General features: G+C 71.3%; 25 protein-coding genes. 13 read left to right on the top strand and 12 right to left on the bottom strand.

All coding sequences use genetic code 11. The features are described from left to right. Positions 1–102 precede the first annotated feature (102 nt). Positions 103–462, top strand: coding sequence for a cupin domain-containing protein (locus tag IF04_RS0111635; protein ID WP_030254417.1), 360 nt, complete (start codon positions 103–105; stop codon positions 460–462). Positions 463–489: 27 nt separating this feature from the next. Here the strand turns inward: IF04_RS0111635 and IF04_RS0111640 are convergent, their stop codons facing one another. The 3 genes from IF04_RS0111640 to IF04_RS0111650 all read right to left on the bottom strand — a co-directional run bounded on the left by IF04_RS0111640 (position 490) and on the right by IF04_RS0111650 (position 5752). Then, positions 490–1584 (bottom strand): phage baseplate protein, encoded by a 1095-nt coding sequence (locus IF04_RS0111640; RefSeq protein ID WP_051831127.1) that lies wholly within the window; start codon positions 1582–1584, stop codon positions 490–492. A gap of 203 nt (positions 1585–1787) precedes the next feature. Further along, positions 1788–2618, bottom strand: a complete 831-nt coding sequence (locus tag IF04_RS0111645) for an EamA family transporter (RefSeq protein ID WP_037959196.1) — start codon at positions 2616–2618, stop codon at positions 1788–1790. A 269-nt stretch (positions 2619–2887) separates the two neighbouring features. Then, positions 2888–5752, bottom strand: a complete 2865-nt coding sequence (locus IF04_RS0111650; RefSeq protein ID WP_030254421.1) for an FAD-binding and (Fe-S)-binding domain-containing protein — start codon at positions 5750–5752, stop codon at positions 2888–2890. 123 nt (positions 5753–5875) lie between these two features. Between IF04_RS0111650 and serC the strand changes: the two genes are divergently transcribed. Beyond that, on the top strand, positions 5876–6994 hold the full coding sequence (serC, locus tag IF04_RS0111655; RefSeq protein ID WP_030254424.1) for a phosphoserine transaminase: 1119 nt from the start codon (positions 5876–5878) through the stop codon (positions 6992–6994). 78 nt (positions 6995–7072) lie between these two features. On the opposite strand, the gene IF04_RS0111660 is transcribed toward serC, so the two are convergent. Both IF04_RS0111660 and IF04_RS0111665 read right to left on the bottom strand, forming a co-directional pair. Beyond that, positions 7073–7669, bottom strand: a complete 597-nt coding sequence (locus IF04_RS0111660) for a Uma2 family endonuclease (protein ID WP_030254426.1) — start codon at positions 7667–7669, stop codon at positions 7073–7075. Positions 7670–7747: 78 nt separating this feature from the next. Continuing rightward, on the bottom strand, positions 7748–8785 hold the full coding sequence (locus IF04_RS0111665) for a hypothetical protein (protein ID WP_030254429.1): 1038 nt from the start codon (positions 8783–8785) through the stop codon (positions 7748–7750). A gap of 90 nt (positions 8786–8875) precedes the next feature. Here IF04_RS0111665 and IF04_RS0111670 point away from each other — a divergent pair, with 90 nt between their 5' ends. After that, a complete protein-coding gene (locus IF04_RS0111670) occupies positions 8876–9562 on the top strand; it encodes a GDSL-type esterase/lipase family protein (RefSeq protein ID WP_030254431.1) in 687 nt (228 codons plus the stop codon). Between the two features lie 40 nt (positions 9563–9602). On the opposite strand, the gene IF04_RS0111675 is transcribed toward IF04_RS0111670, so the two are convergent. After that, the gene (locus tag IF04_RS0111675; protein ID WP_030254434.1) at positions 9603–10061 is read right to left on the bottom strand and encodes a VOC family protein; all 459 of its coding nucleotides are present in this window, start codon (positions 10059–10061) and stop codon (positions 9603–9605) included. A 62-nt stretch (positions 10062–10123) separates the two neighbouring features. Further along, complete coding sequence (locus IF04_RS0111680; RefSeq protein WP_030254437.1) at positions 10124–10543, bottom strand: hypothetical protein; 420 nt, start codon at positions 10541–10543, stop codon at positions 10124–10126. 119 nt (positions 10544–10662) lie between these two features. Between IF04_RS0111680 and IF04_RS0111685 the strand changes: the two genes are divergently transcribed. The 4 genes from IF04_RS0111685 to IF04_RS0111695 are packed head-to-tail and all read left to right on the top strand — an operon-like array spanning position 10663 to position 12872. Next, positions 10663–11439 carry a helix-turn-helix domain-containing protein gene (locus IF04_RS0111685; RefSeq protein WP_037959127.1) on the top strand — a complete coding sequence of 259 codons (777 nt, stop codon included), beginning with the start codon at positions 10663–10665 and terminating at the stop codon, positions 11437–11439. Then, entirely contained in the window at positions 11436–11684 is a 249-nt protein-coding gene (locus tag IF04_RS0111690; RefSeq protein ID WP_030254444.1) for a DUF397 domain-containing protein, read from the top strand. Before IF04_RS0111685 ends, IF04_RS0111690 begins: the two co-directional genes overlap by 4 nt. Further along, positions 11674–11892, top strand: a complete 219-nt coding sequence (locus IF04_RS37290) for a DUF397 domain-containing protein (protein WP_078600183.1) — start codon at positions 11674–11676, stop codon at positions 11890–11892. The genes IF04_RS0111690 and IF04_RS37290 overlap by 11 nt, the downstream gene beginning before the upstream one ends. Beyond that, a complete protein-coding gene (locus tag IF04_RS0111695) occupies positions 11874–12872 on the top strand; it encodes an aldo/keto reductase (RefSeq protein ID WP_030254447.1) in 999 nt (332 codons plus the stop codon). The genes IF04_RS37290 and IF04_RS0111695 overlap by 19 nt, the downstream gene beginning before the upstream one ends. Positions 12873–13034: 162 nt before the next feature. Here IF04_RS0111695 and thpR read toward each other — a convergent pair whose 3' ends face one another. Beyond that, positions 13035–13613 (bottom strand): RNA 2',3'-cyclic phosphodiesterase, encoded by a 579-nt coding sequence (gene thpR, locus IF04_RS0111705; protein WP_030254450.1) that lies wholly within the window; start codon positions 13611–13613, stop codon positions 13035–13037. A 115-nt stretch (positions 13614–13728) separates the two neighbouring features. Between thpR and IF04_RS0111710 the strand changes: the two genes are divergently transcribed. Genes IF04_RS0111710 through IF04_RS0111720 form a run of 3 tightly spaced genes read left to right on the top strand, consistent with a single transcriptional unit; the run spans position 13729 to position 14717 of the window. Then, positions 13729–14088: a hypothetical protein gene (locus tag IF04_RS0111710; RefSeq protein ID WP_030254453.1), complete on the top strand. Its 360-nt coding sequence runs from the start codon at positions 13729–13731 to the stop codon at positions 14086–14088. 24 nt (positions 14089–14112) lie between these two features. Continuing rightward, positions 14113–14463 (top strand): hypothetical protein, encoded by a 351-nt coding sequence (locus tag IF04_RS0111715; RefSeq protein WP_030254456.1) that lies wholly within the window; start codon positions 14113–14115, stop codon positions 14461–14463. Further along, a complete protein-coding gene (locus tag IF04_RS0111720; RefSeq protein WP_030254458.1) occupies positions 14460–14717 on the top strand; it encodes a hypothetical protein in 258 nt (85 codons plus the stop codon). Before IF04_RS0111715 ends, IF04_RS0111720 begins: the two co-directional genes overlap by 4 nt. A gap of 58 nt (positions 14718–14775) precedes the next feature. Here IF04_RS0111720 and IF04_RS0111725 read toward each other — a convergent pair whose 3' ends face one another. Further along, entirely contained in the window at positions 14776–16146 is a 1371-nt protein-coding gene (locus tag IF04_RS0111725; RefSeq protein ID WP_030254461.1) for an MFS transporter, read from the bottom strand. 76 nt (positions 16147–16222) lie between these two features. Then, a complete protein-coding gene (locus tag IF04_RS0111730) occupies positions 16223–16660 on the bottom strand; it encodes a MarR family winged helix-turn-helix transcriptional regulator (protein WP_030254464.1) in 438 nt (145 codons plus the stop codon). Between the two features lie 142 nt (positions 16661–16802). Here IF04_RS0111730 and IF04_RS37295 point away from each other — a divergent pair, with 142 nt between their 5' ends. Further along, complete coding sequence (locus tag IF04_RS37295) at positions 16803–16991, top strand: hypothetical protein (RefSeq protein WP_030254468.1); 189 nt, start codon at positions 16803–16805, stop codon at positions 16989–16991. A gap of 27 nt (positions 16992–17018) precedes the next feature. On the opposite strand, the gene IF04_RS0111740 is transcribed toward IF04_RS37295, so the two are convergent. Then, complete coding sequence (locus IF04_RS0111740) at positions 17019–18491, bottom strand: NCS2 family permease (RefSeq protein ID WP_030254471.1); 1473 nt, start codon at positions 18489–18491, stop codon at positions 17019–17021. 242 nt (positions 18492–18733) lie between these two features. On the opposite strand from IF04_RS0111740, the gene IF04_RS0111745 reads away from it, so the two are divergent. Together IF04_RS0111745 and IF04_RS0111750 are read left to right on the top strand one after the other, a co-directional pair. Beyond that, on the top strand, positions 18734–19018 hold the full coding sequence (locus tag IF04_RS0111745) for a DUF2530 domain-containing protein (protein ID WP_030254474.1): 285 nt from the start codon (positions 18734–18736) through the stop codon (positions 19016–19018). A 38-nt stretch (positions 19019–19056) separates the two neighbouring features. Then, entirely contained in the window at positions 19057–21468 is a 2412-nt protein-coding gene (locus IF04_RS0111750; RefSeq protein ID WP_030254477.1) for an HAD-IC family P-type ATPase, read from the top strand. Between the two features lie 3 nt (positions 21469–21471). Here IF04_RS0111750 and IF04_RS0111755 read toward each other — a convergent pair whose 3' ends face one another. Then, positions 21472–24729 carry a sacsin N-terminal ATP-binding-like domain-containing protein gene (locus IF04_RS0111755; RefSeq protein WP_030254480.1) on the bottom strand — a complete coding sequence of 1086 codons (3258 nt, stop codon included), beginning with the start codon at positions 24727–24729 and terminating at the stop codon, positions 21472–21474. Positions 24730–24788: the final 59 nt, after the last annotated feature.

Below are 24788 nucleotides of genomic sequence, written 5' to 3' on the forward strand. Positions count from 1 at the left end.
TTTCAGGCCCTTCTCCCCCGGATGGTGGCCTCCGATTTGCGGGCGCACCATGAAGAGAGGGGTCCGATTACGAAGGAATCCATCATGCTCAAGGAAAAGACGATCCTCGAGGTCAAGACGATCGACGAGCCGGAGGAGCGGCGCGATTTTCCCCGCGGCCACCTCGACAGCGTCCACCTGTCCGGGCTGGACTTCGCCAAGGCGACCTTTGAACCGGGCTGGCGCTGGTCCGAGTCCGTGGCCCCGCTCGCGGGGACCAGGAGCTGCGAGGTGCCGCACAACGGCTATGTCGTACAGGGACGGTTGCACGTCCGCATGGACGACGGCACGGAGGGCGAAGCCGGTCCCGGCGATGTCTTCGTGGTCTCTCCCGGGCACGACGCCTGGGTCGTGGGAGACGAAACGGCCGTGGTGTACGACTTCGCGGGCGTCATGGCCCAGGAGTACGCGAAGTCGCAGTAGCGGTTGGCTCCTGTTGTCCGTACCGGCTCAGCCGCCGTGCGCGTACAGCGAGAAGCGGCGGCGGTTGACCTTTCCCGAGGTGAAGCCCGCGACCAGCCGTTCGCCGCCGCGGTGCAGCACGGCCAGGCCCTCCGGCTCGCGCGGGTGCAGCTTCTGTCCCGCCCTCGTACGGACCTCCTGCACGATCGCGCCGGTGCGCAGGTCGATGCAGGTCAGGCGGGCGTTGCCGGGCCCGGAGGCCGGGTTGCCGGGGCCGTACGGGCTGCCGGTGAGCTGGTACGCGTAGTTCCCCGACAGGGCCAGACCCTGGTGGAAGACGCCCTTGCGCAGGAGCGGCTGCGCGACGTCGGCGAGCGGCTTCGGGGTGCCCGCGCCGAAGTCGTCCAGGTCGTAGAGCGCGTAACGGTAGACGCCGGTCCTGCGGCGGTAGCGGAGCAGCAGGCGGCGAGTGGTCATGTCGATCGCCGGCTGGTTCTTCGTGGTGCCGGGCTGCGGCCGGTACGTGAGCAGTGAGCGGTCGGCGGCCCGCAGCACCCGGTTCGGGGTGTAGGGGAAGCGCGCGATGCCGCGGCCGTAGCCGGAGGCGGGGTTGACGTCCCACTCCGTCCAGAGCAGCGGTCCCTTGCCGGGCCGCTGCTGCACGCCGAGGGAGCCGCCGTGCCCGAAGCCGGTGAGGAACATCCGGTCCTTGAGCTTCCCGGACATGGTGAGGCGGTTCAGGCACAGGTCGCCGCGGGTGACCCGCTGCGCGTGGGTGTACTTCCGTGACTCGCCCTTGAGGCGGACGCCGCCCTGGACGACCTGGAGGGCGTAGATGTACCCGGCCGCCTCGTCGAACGCGAAGGACTGCAGGACGGAGTGGTGCGTGAGGCGCTTTTTCTGCAGCAGCACGGTGGCCGGTCCGGACAGGTCGATCATGCCGCCCACGTCCGGGGCGGCCCCGGGCATGTCGATGTCGGGCATGACGACGTCGGCGGGCGCCGGGCGGACGCCGGGGACCGGACGGCCGCCCGGGCCGGGTGGCCGCGGGGCCGCTTCGGCCCGGTCGGTGAGCAGCACCGGGCCGCCGAGGACCGCGGCGCCTCCGAACCTCAGAAGTTCCCTGCGCCCGATCCCCGCCATACCGCGTGACCCCTCCGTCGTCGTCCGTACTGGCACGCGTCGCGGAGCATGGCTGTCCCGGACCGTTTCCGTCCGGACTGATCCGCGGCTCGTGAGAACGTTCATGACCGGTGACGGCCGGGTGCCACACGTGTCCCCGGAGTACTTCATCCATCCGCCCCCGGCCGCTCACACCAACGGCGGCAGGGGGCGGCAGGGCAGGGTCAGTGGTGGGAGCCCGCCGAGCGGACCGCGCCGACGCTCGCGAGGACGACCATGGCGATGGCGGCGATCTCCGCCCAGCCGAGCGCCTGGTGCAGGACCAGGAAGCCCGCCGTCGCCGCCGCGGCCGGCTCCAGGCTCATCATCACGGCGAACCCGGACGCCGGGAGCCTGCGCAGGGCCAGCAGCTCCAGGGTGTACGGCAGCACCGAGGACATCAGCGCGACGGCCGCGCCGAGGCCGAGCGTCACGGGGTCGATCAGCGCCGAACCGGCGGACGCGACACCCAGCGGCAGGCTGAGGACGGCCGCGACGGTCATCGCCAGCGCCAGCCCGTCCGCCTGCGGGAAGCGCTGTCCCGCGCGGGCGGAGAGCAGGATGTACGCGGCCCACAGCGCACCGGCCGCCAGGGCGAAGCCGGCGCCGGCCGCGTTCAGCCCGTCGAAGCCCTCGCGGCCCAGCAGCGCGACGCCGCCCAGCGCGAGCGCCGCCCACACCAGGCTCAGCGCGCGCCGCGAGGTCACGATCGACAGCACCAGCGGGCCGAGGAACTCCAGGGTGACCGCGGCGCCCAGCGGGATGCGGTCGATGGCCTGGTAGAAGAGCGAGTTCATGCCGGCCAGCGCGATGCCGAAGCCGACGACGGTGGCCCAGTCGCCGCGCGAGTAGCCGCGCAGCTTCGGGCGGCAGGCCACGAGCAGGACCAGCGCCGCGACGACGAGGCGCAGGGTGACCACGCCGAGCGCGCTGGCACGGTCGAACAGCAGTACCGCCACCGACGAGCCGAACTGCAGCGAAATGATGCCGCCGATGACCAGCCCGACGGAGACCATGCGCGCGCGGGAGCCGCCGGCCCGCTCGGCCTGCCGTACCTCGTCCGAGGGCGGTACCGGGACCGGCACCGCGCCCGCGTCGGACGCCGCGAGCTGCGCGGGCTCACGGGCGTCCGGGAGACCGGCGGCGGAGCTGGAGCGAGGATCGGCCTGCGGGCCGGACTGGGGAGACGAGTGGTTCACACACCCCAAGCTAAGGGCCGCCGCCCCGGTTGGTGAAATGCGCTTCAGCGTCTTTAGGTACTGACAGAGATTTCCGGCCGCCGCCGTCAGAGGCGCTCCGCCAGTACCTCCGCCAGGTGGCGCCCGGGCCGCTCGCCCAGCTGCGCGAGCTGGGTGCGGCAGGAGAAGCCGTCGGCGACGATCTCCGCGTCCGGGGCCGCGTCCCGTACGGCCGGCAGCAGCTGCTCCTCCGCGCAGGCCACGGACACGTCGTAATGCCCGCGCTCGAAGCCGAAATTGCCCGCGAGGCCGCAGCAGCCACCGCTCAGCTCGCCGGTCAGCCCGGCGCGCTCGCGCAGCCGGCGCTCCGCCGCGTCGCCGAGCACGGCGTGCTGGTGGCAGTGGGTCTGCCCGGCCACCGGGCGGTCGACGCGCGGCGGCCGCCAGTCCGGCGCGTACTCCTCCAGGTACTGCGCGAAGGTGCGGACGGAGCCGGCCAGCTCGGCGGCGCGGTGGTCGTCGGGGAGCAGCTCGGGGAGGTCGGTGCGGAGGGTTGCGGCGCAACTCGGCTCCAGGACGACGACCGGCGAGCCGAGCGTCGGCTCGACGCGGTCCAGGGTGCGCCGCATGACCTTGCGGGCCTGGTCGAGCTGGCCGGTGGAGACGTAGGTCAGGCCGCAGCAAAGGGCCTTCTTGCCGCCACTGCCCGGCAGCAGTACCTCCTTGCCGGCGGCCTCCAGGACCTTGACGGCGGCCTGTCCGACGGACGGCGCGAGGTGGTTGGTGAAGGTGTCCGGCCAGAGAAAGGCGACCTGATCGCTGGAGAAGATGTGCGTACCTTCGCCGTGCCGCGCCCGCGAGTGGCGGTCCAGCCAGCGGGTGAACGGCTCCGGCGCGATCGCGGGGATCGTGCGCTCCGCCGCGATGCCGCCCGCCCGTTTGGCCAGCGATGCGACCGGCCCGACCCGGGCCGCCGCGTTGATCACGGGGGCCAGCCGGGAGATCTCGGCGGCCCGCAGCCACAGCGGCAGCCGCCCCATCGCGTAGTGCGCGGCGGGCCGCAGCCGCCCTTCGTAGTGGTGGTGCAGGAACTCGGCCTTGTACGTCGCCATGTCCACGCCCACCGGACAGTCGCTGCGGCAGCCTTTGCAGGACAGGCACAGGTCCAGCGCGTCGCGCACCTCTGTCGACCGCCAGCCGTCCGTGACGATGTCACCGGCGAGCATCTCGTGCAGCAGCCGGGCGCGGCCGCGGGTGGAGTGCTGCTCCTCGCCGGTCGCGCGGAAGGAGGGGCACATCACGCCCGCGCCGGAGACGGAGGTGTTGCGGCACTTGGCGACGCCGACGCAGCGCCGGACAGCGGCGGAGAAGTCCCCCTTGTCGTGCGGATAGCCGAACTCCACGTCGACCGGCTTCTTCGGCAGCACGGCGAAGCGGAGGTTCTCGTCCATGCGGTGCGGACGGACGAGCATGCCGGGGTTGAGCCCGCCCGCCGGGTCCCACACATCCTTGAAACGCCCGAAGAGACCGGTGAGTTCCGGCCCGTACATCTTCGGCAGCAGCTCGGCCCGCGCCTGTCCGTCGCCGTGCTCGCCGGACAGCGACCCGCCGTGCGCGACGACCAGATCCGCCAGGTCGTGCGAGAAGTCCCGGAAGCGCCGGATGCCCGGCTCGGTGAGCAGGTCGAAGTCGATGCGTACGTGGATGCAGCCGTCCCCGAAGTGACCGTACGGGGTGCCGCGCAGGCCATGCTGTCCGAGCAGCCCCCGGAAGTCGCGCAGGTAACCGCCGAGCCGCGCCGGCGGCACGGCGCAGTCCTCCCAGCCGGGCCACGCCTCGCTCCCGTCGGGCATCCGGGTCGCCGTCCCGGACGCGTCCTCCCGCACCCGCCACAGGGCGCGCTGCCCCGCCGGTTCCGACACGAGCAGGTGGTCCGTCGTCCCCGAGGCCGCCGCCCGGCACAGCTCCTCGGCGCGGGCCCGCGCCTCCTCCGGCGAGCCCCCGGCCATCTCCACGAAGAGCCACGCGCCGCCCTTCGGCAGCCCACCCGGGTCGGGCACCAGGTCGGACGCCATGCCCTCCACGGTCAGCGGCCCGTACGGCAGCAGGGTGTGCGCGGCCTCGGCGGCGGCGCTCTCGTCCGGGTATCCCAGTACGGCGAGGACCCGGGCGGCCGGCGCCTCGACCAGCTTCACCGTCGCCTCGGTCAGCACGCCGAGCGTGCCCTCGCTCCCGGTGAGCGCCCGGGCGAGATCGACGCCGTTCTCCGGGAGCAGCGAGTCCAGCGCGTACCCGGAGATCCGGCGCGGCAGCTCGGGGAAACCGGTGCGCAGCAGCGCGAGGTCCCCGTCGACCAGGGCGCGCACGCCGTCCGCGAGGGCGCCCGGCACGCCGTCGAGCCCCTGCCCGGCGCGGACGCGCTCGCCTCCGTACGTCAGCACGTCCAGCGCGCTCACGTTGTCCGCCGTCGTCCCCCAGGCCACCGAGTGCGAGCCGCAGGAGTTGTTGCCGATCATGCCGCCGATCGTGCAGCGGCTGTGCGTGGAGGGGTCGGGGCCGAAGGTCAGGCCGTGCGCGGCGGCCGCGGTGCGCAGCTCGTCGCAGATCACGCCGGGCTGGACCACGGCCGTCCGCGCCTCCGGGTCCAGCGACACGATCCGTCGCATATGGCGAGTGAAGTCCAGCACCACGCCCGTGCCGGTGGCCTGCCCCGCGATGGACGTACCGCCGCCGCGCGGCACCACGGGCACGCCGTGCTCCCGGCAGACCCGCAGCGCGGCCGCGACATCCGCGTCGTCCCGGGGCGCGACGACCGCCCGCGGCACCCGCCGGTAGTTCGACGCGTCCATGGTCATCAGCGCCCGGTCGGCGGCGGTGACCGACACCTCACCGCGCACGGCCGCGCTCAGGGCCCGCGCCAGCTCCCGGTCCGCCGTCCCCGCCTCTGCATCCTTCTGCGCACGCTCAGCCATGCCCCCAGCCTGCCCCGCCGAGCGCCGGGAGATGACCTTTGAAGCGCGTCCATCCCGGACACATGCGTCTCAACGGCTGGACTCCGGTCAGATCCCGGCGGTCCGACGGATTAGGCTTCGTACGTGGCTGAGATCCAGATTCCCGCTGACATCAAGCCCGCCGACGGACGTTTCGGCGCTGGCCCCTCCAAGGTGCGCACGGAGGCGCTCGAGGCGCTGGCCGCCACCGGCACGTCCCTCCTCGGCACCTCCCACCGCCAGGCCCCGGTCAAGAACCTGGTCGGCAAGGTGCGCGAGGGCGTTCGCGACCTCTTCCAGCTCCCCGAGGGCTACGAGGTCGTCCTGGGCAACGGCGGCTCGACCGCCTTCTGGGACATCGCGACGCACGGCCTGATCGAGCGCAAGTCCCAGCACCTCTCCTTCGGCGAGTTCTCCTCGAAGTTCGCCAAGGCCGCGAAGCTCGCGCCGTGGCTGGAGGAGCCCACCGTCATCTCCTCGGACCCCGGTACGCACCCGGAGCCGCAGGCCGAGGAGGGCGTGGACGTCTACGCCCTCACGCACAACGAGACCTCCACCGGTGTCGCCGCGCCGATCAAGCGCGTCGCGGGCGCCGACGAGGGCTCCCTCGTGCTGGTCGACGCCACCTCCGGCGCCGGCGGCCTCCCGGTCGACATCGCCGAGACGGACGTCTACTACTTCGCCCCGCAGAAGTCCTTCGCCTCCGACGGCGGCCTGTGGATCGGCGTCTTCTCCCCCGCGGCCCTGGAGCGCGCCCGCGCGGTGCACGCCTCCGGCCGCCACGTCCCGGAGTTCTTCTCGCTCCCGACGGCGATCGACAACTCGCTCAAGAACCAGACGTACAACACCCCGGCCCTCTCCACGCTCTTCCTGCTCAACGAGCAGCTCGACTGGATCAACGGCCAGGGCGGCCTGGACTGGGCGGTCCGCCGCACCGCGACCTCCTCGCGCACGCTGTACGGCTGGGCCGAGGACTCCAAGTACGCCACCCCGTTCGTCACCGACCCGGCGAAGCGCTCGCAGGTCATCGGCACGATCGACTTCAACGAGGACGTGGACGCCGCGGCCGTGGCCAAGGTCCTGCGCGCCAACGGCATCGTCGACACCGAGCCGTACCGCAAGCTCGGCCGCAACCAGCTCCGCATCGCGATGTTCCCGGCGATCGACCCGGCGGACGTCGAGGCACTGACGAACTGCGTCGACTACGTGATCGACAAGCTCTGATCAAACAGCAGCACGCAACACGGCCAGGGGCCCCGGCGAGGTAATCGCCGGGGCCCCTGGCCGTGCCGGGAACGCACGTCATCCCCGCGCGAATTCATCGGTCGTGATCTCCAGTCCGACGACGGTCGTGGTCAGGTCGACCGGCATGCCGAAGGTGACGGCGAGGTCGTTGGTGTACTCGCCTTCCTTGGGGAGCGTGTAGAGGTGGCACTTGCCGACGTACGGGTCGACGACGAGGTACACGGGCACCCCCGCCGTCGCGTAGGCGGCGAGCTTGGGACCGTAGTCGTTCCGCGCGGTGTCCTTGGAGATCACTTCCGCGACGAACTCGACGTCCTCACAGCGCCAGCGGCCCTTGTCGGTCTTCACGGCACCGTCTTTGAGGGCTGTGACATCGGAGCAGAGACCGTTCAGCCCGCCCGGGTAGTCGATACGCACGTCGGACTTGATCTGCTTCTTCGGATACTTGGCGCGAAGCTGGTCGACGATCTCCAGAATGATGTCCCAGTGGTTGTCCCGCTGCGGCGACATGTAGACGGTGCCCTCGACGATCTCGACCTTGTAGCCCTCGGGGACAGGCATCCGCTCCAGCCGCTCGAACATCTCGTCCAGGCGGCACTCGTCGATGTCGGCCATCTCGATCTCGATCCTGCAGTCGGACTCTGTGATGGTCATCGTGCGCTCCTCCCCACCGCCACGGACCGCGGCAGTCGCGCGGTACAACGCTACGCACGGTGACAAGGTCACGCAGCGTCAGCGGCGGCCGCGGCGGCGGATTGCCAGAATGGCTGCGATGGCCACGCCGATGACGAGGATGCCGGTGACGGCCGGATTGCTCTTCTCCGAGGAGTCCGAGGAGTCCGAGGAGTCGGAGGAGTCGCCTGGGCCCTCCGAGCCGTTCTTGTCACCGCCTCCCGGAGTCGCGGAGCCGTCCCCGGACGTCGACTCCGGGAGTTGTCTCCCGCTCAGTCCGACCGGCTCGACCCGGCTGTCCGCGCCCTCCGACCCGAACATCAGCGTCCGCCCGTCCGGCGTGAACGTGACCGACTCGCCCTGCCCCTGGATCGGTACGCCCACGCTCCCGATGTCGTCCTTCGGGCGGCCGTCCTCCCAGCGGTACATGCGCCCGCCGAAGTAACTGCGCAGCATCAGCCGCGTGCCGTCCGGCGAGAACGCGCCGTCGGTGACCCACATGTCGATTCCCGAGACCCGCCGGAAGACATTCGGGCCCGACGTGCTCAGCCGCTCGGGACCGGCGTACAGCGCGGCTCCCCTGTCCTCCTTCTTCGAGACGACGTACACCCGCCCGGTCTTCGGATGGACCATCATCGCCTCGGCGTTCCGCGGCCCGTCCGCGTACTTCACGTCGTACTGAGTGGCCGTCACGGTCCGGTCGCGCAGCTCCTTCGGCTCCGGGAACCGGTAGATCCAGACGTGGTCCCAGGACCCGTCGAGGTTGTCCCCGATGTCGCCGACGTACAGGTCGCCGTCCGGCCCGACCGATATCGCCTCGACGTCGCGCGGATCGCCGACCCCCCGCATCGTGACAGTGGCAACCGTCCGCCCACTCCGGGAATCCACGGCGTAGATGTACGGGCCGTCATCGCTGTCGTTGTGGGTCCAGTAGATGCCCGGGTGGGCGCGGCTCGCGGCCAGCCCGCTGGATTCGGTGATCCGCTGGTCCTTGATCGTGAACGGTTCCGGGTCGGCGGCGGGCGCGGCCACGGCAGTGGCGGCCGACGCGACCAGCAGGACCCCCGCGGCACCGGCCGCACACAGAAGCGAACGCATGCCCCCAGCTTCCCATCAGCGGGACGATTCGCGGCGGCGCGTGGGCAGCGTCACGTACCGGCCGGGCCCGCGATCAGCGAAAATGGCCGGATGCGGATCATGTTCGTCGGCGACTCCATGACTATCGGCTCCGCCGGCGATTACACCTGGCGTTACCGCATGTGGCAGCACCTCAACAGCACATACGGCGGCCCGTACCGCATCGTCGGCCCGCGCGACACGCTGTACGACATCGCCGCGGCCGCGCCCGTCTCGTACGACTACGGCGACTCGGCCTTCCCCGAGCGCGCCCGCCGCCATCTCGCCGGCTGGGGCGAGGGCTGGCTGCACATGGCCCCGCTCATCGGCGAGGCCGTCCGCGCGCACAAGGCCGACACGCTCCTCGTCTCGCTCGGCCTCATAGACCTCGGCTTCTACACGGACGCGGACCAGACCGCGGAGAACGCCCGCCGCTTCCTTGAGGAGGCCCGCGCCGCGCGGCCCCACGTACGCGCCGTACTGCTGCCCGTCATCCCCAACGTCCGGGCGGCCGGGGACCCCGACTTCGCCGCCCAGTGCGACCGCTTCAACGAACTCCTCGCGAAAACGGTCGCCGACCTCTCCACCCCGGCGTCGCCCCTGCTCCTCGCGTCGCCCCCGTACGACTACTCCCTGGACCGCGACACATACGACGGCACGCATCCGTCGCCGTCGGGCGAGCACCTGCTCGCCGCCGCCTTCGCCGACGCGATGCACCAGGCGTGGGACGTGGGCGGCCCGTACGAACCGGCTCCCTGAGCCGAGCCGTGTCCGGCGGCTGTCCCTGGGGTCCTTGGGGTTACTGGAGCCCCTGGAGCAGGTCGTTGCCCCGCTGGGCGACCTCCTCCGGCGAGAGCTCCTCGACCTGGGTCAGGAAGACCCAGACATGTCCGAAGGGGTCCTTCAGCATGACGGTCCGGTCGCCGTAGAACATGTCGGTGGGCGGCTGGAGCGACTCCGCCCCGGCGGCGACGGCCCGGCGGTACAACGTGTCGACATCATCGACATACACGTGCAGACCCACCGTCGTGCCGCCCGCTTCCCGCGGAGTGCGGAACGCACCGTCCCCGTCGCCGACCATGAGCACCGAATCCTGAATCCGGATCTCGGCGTGCAGGATCCGCCCGTCGGGGCGAGCGATGCGCATGATCTCCTCGGCCCCGAACGCGGTCGCGTAGAAGGCCATGGCCTCGGCGGCGCCGTCGATCATGAGGTGGGGGACCACGGCGTGGCGGTAACGGCCGGGAATGGCGGGCATGGGGATGTCCCTCCTGATCAGTGCCGGAGCGCTTGCTCGGCGACGTGACCGACGCTATGACCTCAAGCTCCCTTGAGGTCAAGGCGGACGATCACGTCGTGCAGCAACCACGGCTCCACGAAGGGTGCTTCGGCGCACGGCAGCGAGCGCCACGAGAGGGGCCAGGTGTTCCCGTACAACGCGGGCACCCCGACGAATGCGGCCTCCCGGCCACCCCTCCCAAGATCGCGCACCCCGACGGGCCATCGGTACGCCGCGGCGCTCTTCGGCGGCAACAGAAAGTACGAGTACCGCCCGCCGGTCGCCGTACGCACGATGGGCCCGGCCCGGAAGTCGGTGAACGCCATGATTTCGTACGCGACTTGTTCCCCGGTGAAGTCGGCGATCCGGACGGCGTCGAAGTGCACACCGACGGACCGGAGCGCATGCCCTGAGGCGGGCACCCAGGCCGGTACGAGATCGGGTGAGATTCGCAGGTTCATGACCCGAACCCTTCCGCCCGTGAGTTCACTGTGACCAGTGCCACGCGTGGATGGTGCAGTGCTGTGCACTCAGGGAGGTTGCCGTGCACTCATGTGAACACGGCTCCAGTAACTCGAAGATGTTCGGGACGTTATTGCGCTTCTACCGGGAGCGAGCCGGCCTGTCACAGGAGGCGCTCGCCCGGCACCTGGGCTTTTCCAAGTCCCAGGTGGCCATGGTGGAACGCGGCGAGCGCCCACCCAAAGGCCAATTCGTCCCGCTCGCGGAGGAAACATTGGGTGCACAAGGTGCACTGCTCGCGGTAGCGGGCGAATTGCAGATCACCCACATGCCGTCATGGTTCGACGAATACGCCGCGGAAGAAGCCAGGGCGGTCGCCCTGCACACGTACGCGAACCACCTCATGCCGGGGCTCCTGCAGACCGAGGCGTACGCCCGATCGGTCTTCAACTGCCACTGCCCACCCCTTGATGACGAGACGATCGAGGGGCGGGTAGCGAGTCGCCTGGAACGCCAGAAACTCTTTCGCCGCAAGCCGGCCCCGGTCGTCAGCTTTGTGCTGGAGCAGATCGCCATCACCCGCCCCTTGGGCGGGCCCGACGTCCTACGCGAGCAGCTGCACCATGTGCTCGACGTCGCACGACTGCGGCACGTGGAAATCCAAGTGATGCCCTCGGACAGGTGGACACATGGCGGGCTCGACGGCCCAATGATCCTGTTGGAGACGGAAGTACACCGTCAGCTCGCCTACATCGAGGGGCAGAACGGCGGCTACTTCGTCAGCGAGCAGCCCGATCTCGGCAACCTGTTCAGCAAATATGGCATTCTGCGAGCTCAGGCCCTCACCCCCGAGGAGTCCGCGGAACTCATCGAACAGGTGGCACAAGGACTATGAGCACCGACCTGAAGTGGTTCAAGAGCTCGTACAGCGGCACGCAGGGTGAATGCGTCGAGGTCGCCGTCGACTGGGTCAAGTCCAGCTACAGCGGCAGCCAGGGCGGCGATTGCGTCGAGGTTGCCATCGCGCCCTCCACCATCCACATCCGGGACTCCAAAGACATAACGCGTCCTGCGGTCAGCGTCTCGGCCGGTACCTGGGCCGCGTTCATCGAACAGGTGGCGAGTGCCCATGAGCACTGACCTGAAGTGGCACAAAAGCAGCTACAGCGCGGAACAGGGTGAGTGCCTCGAGGTCGCGGTGAGTCCTCGAGCTGTGCATGTGCGGGACTCAAAAGACATAGCGCGCCCCGGTGTTACCGCCTCCCCCGGCTCCTGGTCCGCGTTTCTTCACTTGATTCGAGTGGACTCCAAGGCGTTGGCTGTGGAGGCATGGAGTACACGCAGCTAGGACGTACCGGGCTCAAGGTCAGTCGACTCGTTCTCGGGACGATGAACTTCGGGCCGCAGACCGACGAGGCCGACAGTCACACGATCATGGACGCCGCGCTGGGCGCGGGCGTCAACTTCTTCGACACGGCCAATGTGTACGGCTGGGGCGAGAACAAGGGGCGTACGGAAGAGATCATCGGGTCCTGGTTCGCCAAGGGCGGGGACCGGCGCGACAAGGTCGTGCTCGCGACCAAGGTCTACGGGAACATGGGGCCGGACGGCGGCACCGTGTGGCCCAACCACGACAAGCTGTCCGCCGTGAACATCCGGCGGGCCGTGGACGCCAGCCTGAAGCGGCTGGGGACGGATTACATCGATCTGTACCAGTTCCACCACGTCGACCGGTCGACGCCCTGGGATGAGATCTGGCAGGCGATGGACGTGCTCGTGCAGCAGGGGAAGATCCTCTATGCCGGGTCGTCCAACCACGCCGGCTGGCACATCGCGCAGGCCAATGAGACCGCCGCGCGCCGCGGCTCGTACGGGCTGGTCAGTGAGCAGTGTCTGTACAACCTTGCCGAGCGGCGGGCCGAGATGGAGGTCATCCCGGCGGCCGAGAGCTACGGGCTCGGGGTGATCCCGTGGTCGCCGCTGCACGGCGGGCTGCTGGGTGGCGCAATCCGCAAGGAGCGCGAGGGCGGCGGCGCGCGGACCACCAGCGGCCGGGCCGCCGACGCGCTCGCCGACCCGACGACCCGCGCGCAGATCCAGGCGTACGAGGACGCGTGCGCGAAGTACGACCTGGAGCCGGGCGAGGTCGCCCTGGCCTGGCTGCTCACGCGGCCCGGCGTGACGGGGCCGATCGTCGGGCCGCGTACGACGGACCAGCTCGCGTCGGCGCTGCGGGCCGTGGAGCTGACGCTGCCGGAGGAGCTGCTGCGGTCGCTGGACGAGATCTTCCCGGGGCCCGGGCCGTCCCCCGAGGCGTTCGCCTGGTGAGCGCGGCGGCTGCCCGGGGCGAGCGTCACTGGAACGCGGCCGCCACGATGACGACGATCAGCAGTACGGCGAGCAGGCCGGACATGATCCGGTTACGGGTCTTGGGGTCCACCCTTTGAGCGTAACCGGACGGCCGGACGGGCCCGCAGCCAGTACCGCTCCTCAGTCCGACCGGCGGCCCAGGGGCCAGGTCGCCACCGTCTCGTAGCGGGGCTGTTCGCCGGGGATGCCGGAGGTGGGGAGGTTGCTGCGGACCAGGGCCAGCTCGGCGACCTGCCACTCCGCGCTCTCGTACGCCGCGAGCGCGTCCACGAAGGGGGCGAGGTCCACGCGGTCGTCGCCCCGGTGGCGGGCCAGCGTCAGGTGCGGGGTGTAGCGGCGGTGCTCGCCCGTGTCGACGCCGGCCCGGCGCGCCGCGGCCCGTGCGGAGTCCGCGAGGTGCCGCATCGGCTCGCGGCCGCCGGCCGCGCCCGCCCACAGCACCTTGTGGTCGAACCGGCCGCTGCCGCTGATCCGCAGCGGGAACGGGGCGTGCCGGTGGGCCGCGCGGGCCAGCCGGGTGTACAGCTCGGGGAGCAGGTCCTCGGCGACCTCGCCGTAGAACGCGAGCGTGAAGTGCCAGCCGTCGTGGCCGGTCCAGCGCATGCGCTCCGCGCCGGGCAGCCGACGTACGGGGGCCACCTCGGCGGCCAGGTCGTCGATCGCCGCGGGTGGCGGCAGGACCGCTGCGAAGAGTCTCATGGCGCCATTCTCGCGGGCGCGTACGACAGCCCGGTCGTACCGGGCTCCTTCACAAGGTTGCCTGGGGAAGGGAAACTCCCTTACTCTCGCCCTGACGCCAGCAGAAGGAACGGCCATGCCGCCCGCGCCCCGCACCCGCCAGCAGCCACGCATAAGCCGCGAGACGGCCACACAGGTCGCCGGCCTCGCCGGACAGATCGGGCTCTCTACCGCCCGCGTCCTCGAAATGCTGCTCATGGCCTACACGAGCAAGCAGATCACCATGGCCGACTGCCCGCCCTACATACGCTCGGGCGTCGACCGCCGGCAACTCGACGTAGAGATCGACGAAGAGGTCTGGCGCCGCGCTGACCAGCAGCGCAAGAACGACGACATGCACAGCATGGGCCCCCTGTGCGAACGGCTGCTCAGCGCCTACGCCAACGGGACCTTCACGATCGGGGTGGTGCGCACACCTCAAGCCCTCGTCGCCTGACCGTCACCAGGAAGAAGGCCGCTCATGACCACCGCCGCCGTCCCCCCCGCCGGACCGCTCATCCCCCGCCCGGCCAACACCCCCGACGCGCTCCGACAGGCCCTCGCCATCGTCGCCCCTGACCGGCTCGACGAAATGGCGGCGAGCAAAGACGAAGCCTTTGCCCAAGCCGTCGAACAGCAATCCCTCACTCCGGTACGGGCATGGGTCCTCACCTGGGCCCGGGACATCGAGATCGCCCGCCGCCCCGACCTCGCCACCCGCTACCACCACGCCAACAGCCACCTCGAGGACGAGGACCCCGACACCGCCCGGAAGGCTCTTGAAGAACTGACCGCCGTGCTCGATGAAGCACTGGCGGAGGTACGTCAGTGAGTTGGAAGTGGGAATACGCCTTCGGCGCTGAGCAGGCATCCCATACAGCACCGCCGGAATTCGTTTCCGAGGTGGAGAAGAAGGTCGCCGAGCTGGTGCGGATGTGCGAAGCGAAGTACCTGGACGGCACCCTCCACCAGGACGCCAGCCCCAGGGGCGGTGACCTCACCGTCCCTGGGGGAATGTTCCGGTATCAGATCGTCATCCGCCGCGAACGGGTCTACATCGTCCAGATCACTTATCTCGGCTTCTGATCGACAGCACCCCGCGGAACTGCGCGACCGGCCACGACGCGTCCGCAGACGGCGACGCTCAGGCCGCGGCAGCGACCCGGTCCCGCCGAGCGCGAGCTCCCTCGCGGGGGACGAACTCGAGATGCCGGTGACCGCGGCGGAGGTCGATCTTCAGGCGGAGGCCGCCGGAGCGGGCCAGGAAGAGGCCGACGCCCACCGCCGCCAAGGCGGAAATCGCTCCGCCCGACAGGAAGCCGATGCGCGCGCCGTACGCGTCCGTGATCCAGCCGACCAGCGGAGCGCCCAGCGGCGTGCCGCCCATGAAGACCATCATGAACAGGCTCATTACGCGGCCGCGCATCTCGGGGTCGGTCGCCAGCTGGACGCTGGAGTTCGCGGTGACGTTGATCGTCAGGCCGCACATGCCGATCGGGACCAGGAGGGCCGCGTACAGCCAGAAGGTGGGCGCGAGCGAGGCCGCGATCTCCAGGATGCCGAAGGCGAGGGCGGCGCCCACGAGGAGGCGGAGGCGGGACGTGCCGCGCCGGGCCGCGAGCAGTGCGCCGGCCAGTGAACCGGCCGCCATCAGCGTGTTGAGCAGGCCATACGTGCCGGCGCCCGAGTGGTACACCTTGTCGACGAAGGCGGTCAGCCAGATCGGGAAGTTGAAGCCGAACGTGCCGATGAAGCCGACCAGGACGATGGGCCAGATCAGGTCGGGGCGGCCCGCCACGTAGCGCAGGCCCTCGCGGAGCTGGCCCTTGCCGCGCGGCACGACCTTGCCCTGGTGCAGTTCGGAGGTACGCATCATGAGCAGGCCGACGACCGGCGCGATGAAGGACAGGCCGTTGAGCATGAAGGCCCAGCCGCTGCCGACGGCGGTGATCAGCACGCCTGCGACGGCGGGGCCGACCAGCCGGGCCGACTGGAAGTTCGCGGAGTTCAGGCTGACCGCGTTCCGTATGTCGCCGGGGCCGACCATCTCGGACACGAAGGACTGGCGGGCGGGGTTGTCGACGACCGTGACCAGGCCGAGCAGGAAGGCGACCAGGTAGACGTGCCAGACCTGGACCTGTCCGGTGAGGGTGAGGACCGCGAGGGCGAGTCCCGTGAGGCCCATCGCGGACTGGGTGAGCAGGAGCAGCTTGCGCTTGGGCAGCCGGTCGGCGATGACGCCGCCGTACAGCCCGAAGAGCAGCATCGGGAGGAACTGCAGGGCGGTGGTGATGCCGACGGCGGCGGAGGAGCCGGTGAGGCTCAGTACCAGCCAGTCCTGGGCGATCCGCTGCATCCAGGTGCCGGTGTTGGAGACGACCTGGCCGGTGGCGAAGAGACGGTAGTTACGGATGCGCAGCGAGCTGAAGGTGCCCTTGCGCGGCTCGGCGGCGGCCGGGGCGGGGTTGTGAGGGTCAGGTGCGGGGGCGGAATCTGTTCCGGATCCCGTACTCAAAGTGGGTTCGCCTCCTCGGCGGTCGGTGGCTTGGCTTCAAGTCGGCGGCGGCACGGGAACTACAGGGCGCGGGAACTCACAGGTGCGCGAGCTTTTCCAGTACGGGCGCGGCGGCCCGCAGCGTGGCCCACTCGTCCTCGTCCAGGCCGGAGACCAGCTCGGTCAGCCAGACGTTGCGCCGGCGGCGGCTCTCGTCGAGCATCGCCTCCGCCTGCTCGGTCTGCGTGACGACCTTCTGGCGCCGGTCGTCGGGGTGCGGCTCCAGCCGGACCAGTCCCTTGGCTTCGAGCATCGCCACGATGCGGGTCATCGACGGCGGCTGGACGTGCTCCTTGCGGGCCAGCTCACCGGGGGTGGCGGTGCCGCAGCGCGCGAGGGTGCCCAGCACCGACATCTCGGTGGGGCTGAGCGATTCATCGACCCGCTGATGCTTGATCCGGCGGGAGAGGCGCATGACGGCGGACCGCAGCGCGTTCACGGCGGCAGCGTCGTCACCGAGGGGCAGTTCCGGCATGTTTGTTAGCGTAACTCATTACTCTAACTAAAGAAAGTCGAGAGTCACCGGTCTTCTTGCATCAGCCACCCATCACCCGAATGAGTGAGCTGTTTGCGGAAAGTGACACCGCAGAGCCGCTCCTGCGGGGACCGTTGACCGCATGGGATCGAGAGTGCTCAGCCTGCGCATCGACGGTGAGCTTCTGGAGCGCATCGGACAGCACGCCGCCAAACGCGGCATGAGCGTCCAGGATTACGTGATCCGGACGCTCATGCGCGAGGACTTCGACGAACGCTTCGCGACGTCGGTCGAGGAGACGGAGCGGTTCTACGCCGCGCCGCCGATATAGCGGGAGGCCCGCCTTTGTGGTCTGCGACTACTTGAGACCCAGTGCCTGCTCGATCGGGTTGAGCAGGAAGTACACCAGGAAGCAGAGGCCGACGGCGTTCAGCAGCCAGGGGATCTCCTTGAAGCGGCCGGTCGCGGCGCGCAGCAGGATGAAGGCCAGGACGCCGACGCCGATGCCGGTGGTGATGCTGTACGTGAACGGCATCGAGACGATCGTCAGGAACGCCGGGATAGCGACCGTGAAGTCGCTCCAGTCGATCTCGCGGACGTTGGACGCCATGATCAGGAAGCCCACGACGAGCAGGGCGGGCGTGGCGGCCTGCGACGGCACGACCGTGGCGAGCGGGGTGAAGACCAGCGTGAGCAGGAAGAGCCCGCCGGTGACCACGTTCGCCAGGCCGGTACGGGCGCCCTCGCCGACGCCCGCGGTGGATTCAACAAAGCAGGTGTTGGCCGAGCAGGAGCCGAGGCCGCCGCCCGCGACGCCGATGCCGTCCAGCATCAGGATGCGGCCCATGCGCGGCAGCTGGCCGTTCTTGTCGGCCAGCCCGCTCTCCTCGCCGACGCCGATGATCGTGCCCATCGCGTCGAAGAAGCCGGAGAGCAGCACGGTGAAGACGAAGAGGCAGCCGGTCAGCAGGCCGACCTTCTGGAAGCCGCCGAAGAGGCTGATCTGACCGACCAGGCCGAAGTCGGGGGTGCCGACCAGCGCGTCCGGGATCTTCGGCACGGCCAGGCCCCAGGCGCTGTCCGGCAGGTCGGCGATGGTGTTGATGATGATCGCGACCACGGCCATGACGACGATCCCGATGAGGATCGCGCCCTTGATCTTCCGGACCGTCAGCACGAACATCAGCGCCAGGCCGAGCACGAACACCAGCACCGGCCAGCCCTGGAGCTGGCCGCCGGTGCCCAGGGCGAGCGGCACGGTGGTGTGCGCCGAGTCCGGGTTGCGGCTCACGAAGCCCGAGTCGACCAGGCCGACCAGGCTGATGAAGAGGCCGATACCGATGGCGATCGCGCGGCGCAGCCCGTTGGGGATGGCGTCCATGACGCGCTGCCGCAGGCCCGAGGCGACCAGGATCATCAGCACGATGCCGGCCCAGACGACCATGCCCATCGCGTCCGGCCAGGTCATCTTGGGCGCGAGCTGGAGCGAGACCAGCGCGTTGATGCCCAGGCCGGCGGCGAGCGCGATCGGGACGTTGCCGATGACGCCCATCAGGACGGTGGTCACGCCCGCGACCAGCGCGGTGGCGGTGACCAGCTGGGCGTTGTCCAGGTGGTGCCCATTCATGTCCTGACCGCCGGCCAGGATGATCGGGTTCAGGATCACGATGTAGGCCATCGCGAAGAAGGTGGCCAGGCCGCCGCGGAGCTCACGGGAGACCGTGGAGTGGCGTGCGGAGATCTGGAAGAACCGGTCGAGACCGTTCTTGGGCTCGGGCGTGGCGCCGGACGGGGAATCGGCGTCGGCCTGGGGGGTGGCCGGGGTGGGCATGGGTGAGGACCTCAGGTGTACGGGCCTGGTGGGGCGCTGCGGCCCGGGGTCGGACCACACATCGATCGGATCGACTTTGTTCTATCAGACGACAGAAACCGGTCAGATCGGGAACGGTTCAGTATGAAACAACAAAACGTTGATCGCTATCTCCGCGCGTAGACCCTTGTGGCGGCTGGGGCGCACGGGATCGCGGAGGTGCCGCACACAGCCGGTCGGCCGACCGCCGTAAGCTTGCCCGTATGTGGAAGAAGTCCGAACTGCGCGAGGCACCCGCTCCTCTGGAGGGGCCCGTCGTCGCCACCATCACCGGCGGCACCGTCATCTGGTTCGTCCTCTTCCTGGCGCAGCTCCCCTTCTACGGCTGGTTCGCCGGCCGCGGGCAGACGTGGTGGGTGTGGACCTGCCTGGCCGGCGGCCTCCTCGGGCTGCTCGGCGTCTGGTATGTCCGCCGGCGCGACGCGGCCATCAAACGGGACGCGGCGGCCAAGCGCACCGCCGCTGCGGCCACACCGGACGCCCGATAGCCGCGTGATCCGGGCGTCCGGCCCGTAGCGTCGGACGCATGACGGAACGGGCGCAGCCCCCTCAGCCCTCACAGTCCCCTGCCGAGTACTCCGCGACGGCGCCCGCGCGCGCCCACGGCGGGCTGACCGCCGCCGAGGTCGCGGAGCGGGTGGCCCGCGGGGAGATCAACGACGTTCCCGTACGGTCCTCGCGGTCCGCCCTCGACATCGTCCGCGCGAACGTCCTCACCCGCTTCAACGCCATCATCGGCGTCCTCTTCGCGGTCATCCTGGTCATCGGCCCGATCCAGGACGGCCTCTTCGGCTTCGTCATCGTCGCCAACACCGGCATCGGCATCATCCAGGAGCTGCGCGCCAAGCGGACCCTGGACCGGCTCGCCGTCATCGGCGAGTCCCGGCCGACCGTACGCCGGGACGGCACGCCCACCGAGGTGCACTCCTCCGAGGTCGTCCTCGGTGACCTCATCGAGCTGGGCCCCGGCGACAAGGTGATCGTCGACGGCGAGGTGGCCGAGGCGGACGGGCTGGAGATCGACGAGTCGCTGCTCACGGGCGAGGCCGACCCGGTACCGAAGCGGCCGGGCGACCCGGTGCTGTCCGGCAGCTTCGTGGTCGCGGGCGGCGGCGCCTTCACCGCCACGAAGGTCGGCCGCGCGGCCTACGCGGCACAGCTCGCCGAGGAGGCGTCCCGCTTCACCCTCGTCGACTCCGAGCTGCGCAGCGGGATCAGCATGATCCTGAAGTACGTCACCTGGATGATGGTCCCGACGGCCGTCGGCCTCGTCCTCAGCCACCTCTTCACGCTGAACATGGCGGGTGACGACGCGGTCCGCCGGATGGTCGCCGGCATCGTCCCGATGATCCCCGAGGGCCTGGTGCTGCTCACCTCGGTCGCCTTCGCCATCGGCGTCATCCGGCTCGGCCGAAAGCAGTGCCTGGTCCAGGAACTGCCCGCCATCGAGGGCCTGGCCCGCGTGGACGTGGTCTGCCTCGACAAGACCGGGACGCTCACCGAGGGCGGCATGGACGTCAGCGAGCTGCGGCCGCTGCACGGCGCGGACGAGGAGTACGTACGGCAGGTGCTCGGCGCGCTCGGCGAGTGCGACCCGCGGCCGAACGCCTCGCTGCAGGCGGTCATCGACGCGTATCCGGCGGACGACGGCTGGCGCTGCACGGAGTCGTTGCCGTTCTCCTCCGCCCGCAAGTACAGCGGCGCGTCCCTCAACGGGCCCGACGGCGAGAGCTCGACCTGGCTGCTCGGCGCTCCCGACGTGCTGCTCCCGGAGGGCGACGGCACGCTCGCCGAGACCGACGACCTCAACTCCCGTGGTCTGCGCGTCCTGCTGCTGGCCCGCGCGGAACGCGAGCCGGCCGACCCCGCCGTGACCGAGCACCTCACGCCCACCGCGCTCGTCGTCCTGGCCCAGCGGCTGCGCGCGGACGCCCCCGACACCCTGCGGTACTTCGCCGAGCAGCGGGTCCGTACGAAGGTGCTCTCCGGCGACAACGCGGTCTCGGTGGGCGCGGTCGCCGCCGAACTGGGTCTGCCGGGCGCGGACAGCCCGGTGGACGCGCGCCGGCTGCCCGACGGGCCGGAGGAGCTGGCCGGGGCGCTGGAGGACGGTACGGTCTTCGGCCGGGTCACGCCCCGGCAGAAGCGGTCCATGGTCACGGCCCTCCAGTCGCGCGGCCACCACGTCGCGATGACCGGTGACGGCGTGAACGACGTACTGGCCCTGAAGGACGCCGACATCGGCGTCGCGATGGGCACCGGCTCCGAGGCGACCCGGGCCGTCGCCCAGATCGTGCTGCTGGACAACAGCTTCGCGGCGCTGCCCGCGGTCGTCGCCGAGGGCCGCCGCGTCATCGGCAACATCACCCGCGTCGCGACGCTCTTCCTCACCAAGACGGTCTACTCGGTCCTGCTCGCGCTGCTCGTCGCCTGCTGGCAGATCCCGTACCCGTATCTGCCGCGCCATCTGACGCTGCTGTCCACGCTGACGATCGGCGTACCGGCCTTCTTCCTGGCCCTCGCGCCCAACAAGGAACGGGCGCGTCCGCACTTCGTACGGCGCGTCATGCGGTACGCGATCCCCTCCGGGCTGATCACCGGGGCCGCGGCCTTCGCCATGTACCTGCTGGCCCGCAGCCACTACTCGGGGCCGCACGCCCTCCAGTCCGAGACGAGCGTGGCGACGCTGACGCTGTTCCTGACCGCGCTCTGGGTACTGGCGATCATCGCCCGGCCGTACACGTGGTGGCGGATCGGCCTGGTGCTGACGATGGGCGCGGGCTTTCTTGTCGTCCTCGTGACGCCTTGGCTGCAGACGTTCTTCCAGCTCAGGCTGGTCGGGACGACCATGCCTTGGGCTGCCGTGGCGATGGCGGCCGCCGCCGCGGCCGCCCTGGAGCTCACCTGGCGGTGGCTGGGGCGGCGGCCCACCGCCTGACGGTCAGTCGAACCAGCGGGCCCGGGCCAGCTCGTCCGTGCGCGTCGGGTCCTCCAGCAGGGCCGCCACCTCGAAGCGGCGCGGCCACTGGCCGGTGGCCCAGGCCAGCCCGGCCGCCACGCCCTCGAACGTGGCCGCGTGCACCGTGCCGTCGGCGGCACGCCGCCAGTCCAGCTCGGTGTCCCCGGTGTCCGTGGTCACCAGCAGTTCGTCGTGCTCGACGTACGTACCGGGCGTGTCCGGGCCGAGCAGCGCGCGTACCGCGTCCGGCACCTCCCGTACCGTGCCCTCGCTGCGTACTTCCGCGGGGAACTCTTCGCTCAGCCGCCGTACCTGGAGCAGCTCGGCCAGGGACGCGGCGCGTACGGGGCTGACCGGCAGCAGCGGCAGTTCCCCGGCGAGCGGCAGCAGGTCGGGGGCGTCCGCGATGACCGCGTCGGCCGCGTCCACCACCCGCACCGCGTCGCCCGCCACGGCCCGCAGCTCGTCCGGCAGCGTGACCTGTTCGGGGTCCAGCCCGGCCAGCTCGCCGTACAGCGCGTGCAGCTGAGCGGCCGTCACCTCGGCGTCCTCGTCGGCCAGCCGGGCGAGCAGCTCGGCGGCGCCGCCCGGCTCGTCCAGGAGGGCCGCGACCGAGGTCCGTACGCCCAGCGCGCGCAGCACTTGGGCGTCCACGTCACCGGCGTCCGCCGCCTCGTACAGGCCCGCGAGCAGCGGGTCGCCGCCCGCCGACCGGAGCCCGGCGGGCCGCCGGCCGTCGAGGACGGGGTGGCCGCGCAGCCACCACGCGGCGTACGGACGTACCGACTCGGTCGTGCCGTCCGGCAGCAGTACGCGCACCGGGGCGGTCAGCGCGTCGCGCAGCGGCGGCCGCGAGAGCATGGCCAGCACCTGCGGCCAGGCGTCGTCGTCGACCAGATCGAGGTCGCGGACGGCGACGATCTCGGTGGCGACCGGCGGTACGGGCGTCTCGGGCAGGCCGTCGAGGACGTCCTCGCACCAGACGTCGACCGCGTCCAGCAGGCCGACGTCGTCCGGCTCGGCGAAGTCGCCGTCGCGGGGCTCCAGCTCGTCGGGGTCCAGGACCACGTCCTGGGCACGGACCAGCGCGAAGTCCGCGAGCACGCCCACCGCGGTCATCGGCTGCTCGCCCCAGCGGGCCGCCAGCTCCTCGTCCACGCAGGCCAGTTCGCCGGACCGGATGACCCGCTCGAACGCGCTGCCCGGATAGACCAGCTCCCCGGCGGGGGCGGGCTCGCCGTCCTCGTCGGGCAGCGCCAGCGCGCCCAGCCAGGGCTCGTCGCCCGGCGCGAGTCCGGCGTCGCGAACCAGCCCGAGCACCGCCTCGGCCAGCTCCTCACCGCTGAGGGCGCCGCCGGGACCGTCCGCCGTCTCCTCGTCGAAGACGTCGTACTCGTCCTCGGCCGCCTCCAGGGAATGCGCGACCGCGGCGCGTACCTGAGGCGTCTTCAACACCGCGCGCGGTGTGGCGGGCACCGCGCCCAGCTTCTCCAGCAGCGGGTGCACCGCGTCCGGGTGCGCGACCTTCAGGCCGAGCCGGGCCAGGGTGCGGTGCCGGGCCTCCGTGTCCGGCCGGGCCTCGCGGACCGGCAGCAGGACCTGGCGGGGGCCGATCGTCGTGCGGCCGTCCGCGAGCGGGACGGGCAGGCCGCTGAGCCGGTCCGGGTCGGTCCCGGCCAGCGACTCGTACAGCCGCCGCCACCAGGACGGCGTGCGCTCCACTCCGGCCAGCCGGTCGATGACCTCGCCCAGCGGTACCCGGGCCACGCCCAGCGCGCGCAGCTCGGGCCGCCGCTCCAGGCCCGCGGGCAGCAGGCTGGGGAAGAGCTCGGCCAGTACGGCGACGGTCTCGGCGCCCGCGCCCTCGGCCAGCTCGGCCTCGACGGGGCGCAGCACGTAGGGGCCCTCGGGCTCGGTGCCCACCGGCTCGTCGGCCTCCGGCCATGTGCCGAGCGCGCGGTCGGCCTCCCGGCGCAGCGCGGCGCCCGTCCCGGCGCTGGGCAGGAACGGCACCCGGGGCAGCCGCTCCAGCACGAGGCGGCGCAGCTCGCTGTCCAGGCCGCCCTTGCCCAGCGGCCCGGGCACCAGGTCGATGGTCCCGACGGAGACCGGCTCCCAGTCGCGCAGCAGCGTGGCGTACGTGTCGGCGGCGCGCTCGGCGAGGAAGTCGGCGAGCGGGCCCGGCGCGACGTGCCGGCGGGTCGGCTCCAGGGGGAACGAGGCGATGAGCAGCGCGGGCAGGCCGAGCGGCTCGTCCGTGGGGGTCGGCGCGTGCACGACGGGCGCGGTGGCCGGGGGTACCGGCTCGCCCTCCGCGTCCACCGGCACCGCCCAGGTCACCGACCAGGCGGGCCGCAGCCGCTCCTCGACGGGGCGGTCGGCCAGCAGCGCGGGGTCCAGGGGACCGCCGTCGGTGGCCACCCGCCACCGCGCCGTGCCGCGGGCGCTGTCCTCGACGACGACGTACGGGCCGTCGGCGCCGCGCCGCAGCTCCCGTACGCCCTCCGGGGTCTCGATCACGACCTCGGCCAGGCCGGGCAGGGTCAGCAGCAGCGCGTCGTCGACGGCGGCCAGCAGACGGCTCGTCAGGTCCTCGGCGGCGCCGTCCCGCAGCGGCAGCACCACCGCGGTGTCGTACCCCTCCGGTGCCGTGCCCTCGGCGGGCAGCGGCAGCCGCAGCAGCGGTACGTGGCCCTCGCGGCGCCGCAGTTCGCTGCCCAGGCCCGGGCTGTGGGCCGCGACGTCCATGGCCATGGCGCGCGCCTCGGGCAGCGACCAGCGCACCCCGCCGGTCCGCCCGATCACCGCCGGCTCGTCGCTCACCGCGAGTACGGCGGCGAAGCCGACGCCGAAGCGGCCGACCGCGCCGGCCGACGCGTCGCTGTCCCGCTTGGCGGAGGCGCGCAGGGTGGAGAGCGATTCGACGCCCGTGGCGTCCAGCGGGGCACCGGTGTTGGACGCCACCAGTACCGCGTGCTCGCCGCCCTCGCCGGGGTGGAGCGTCAGCCGCAGCCGCCCGGGCACGCCTGCGCGCGCCGCCGCGTCCGCCGCGTTCTGCGCCAGCTCGACCACGAGCCGGTCGCGGTAGCCGCCGAGCGCGAGGTCCTCCTCGGCGTTGGCGTCCTCCCGGAATCTGGCCGGGGAGCCGGCCCAGGCGTCCAGCACGCCCCGCCGCAACCGGGCGGCTCCGAAGGGGTCCGCACCATCGTCGGGATTCTGGACGGTCGCCCTACGGCTCACGACTGCTCCCTCGCACACAGCTTCCCGCCCAGCGGCGGCTTCACGTGTCATTCTTCCGC

The sequence above is a fragment of the Streptomyces violens genome (genome assembly GCF_000717745.1).
In the GTDB taxonomy this organism is placed as follows: Bacteria; Actinomycetota; Actinomycetes; order Streptomycetales; family Streptomycetaceae; genus Streptomyces; species Streptomyces violens.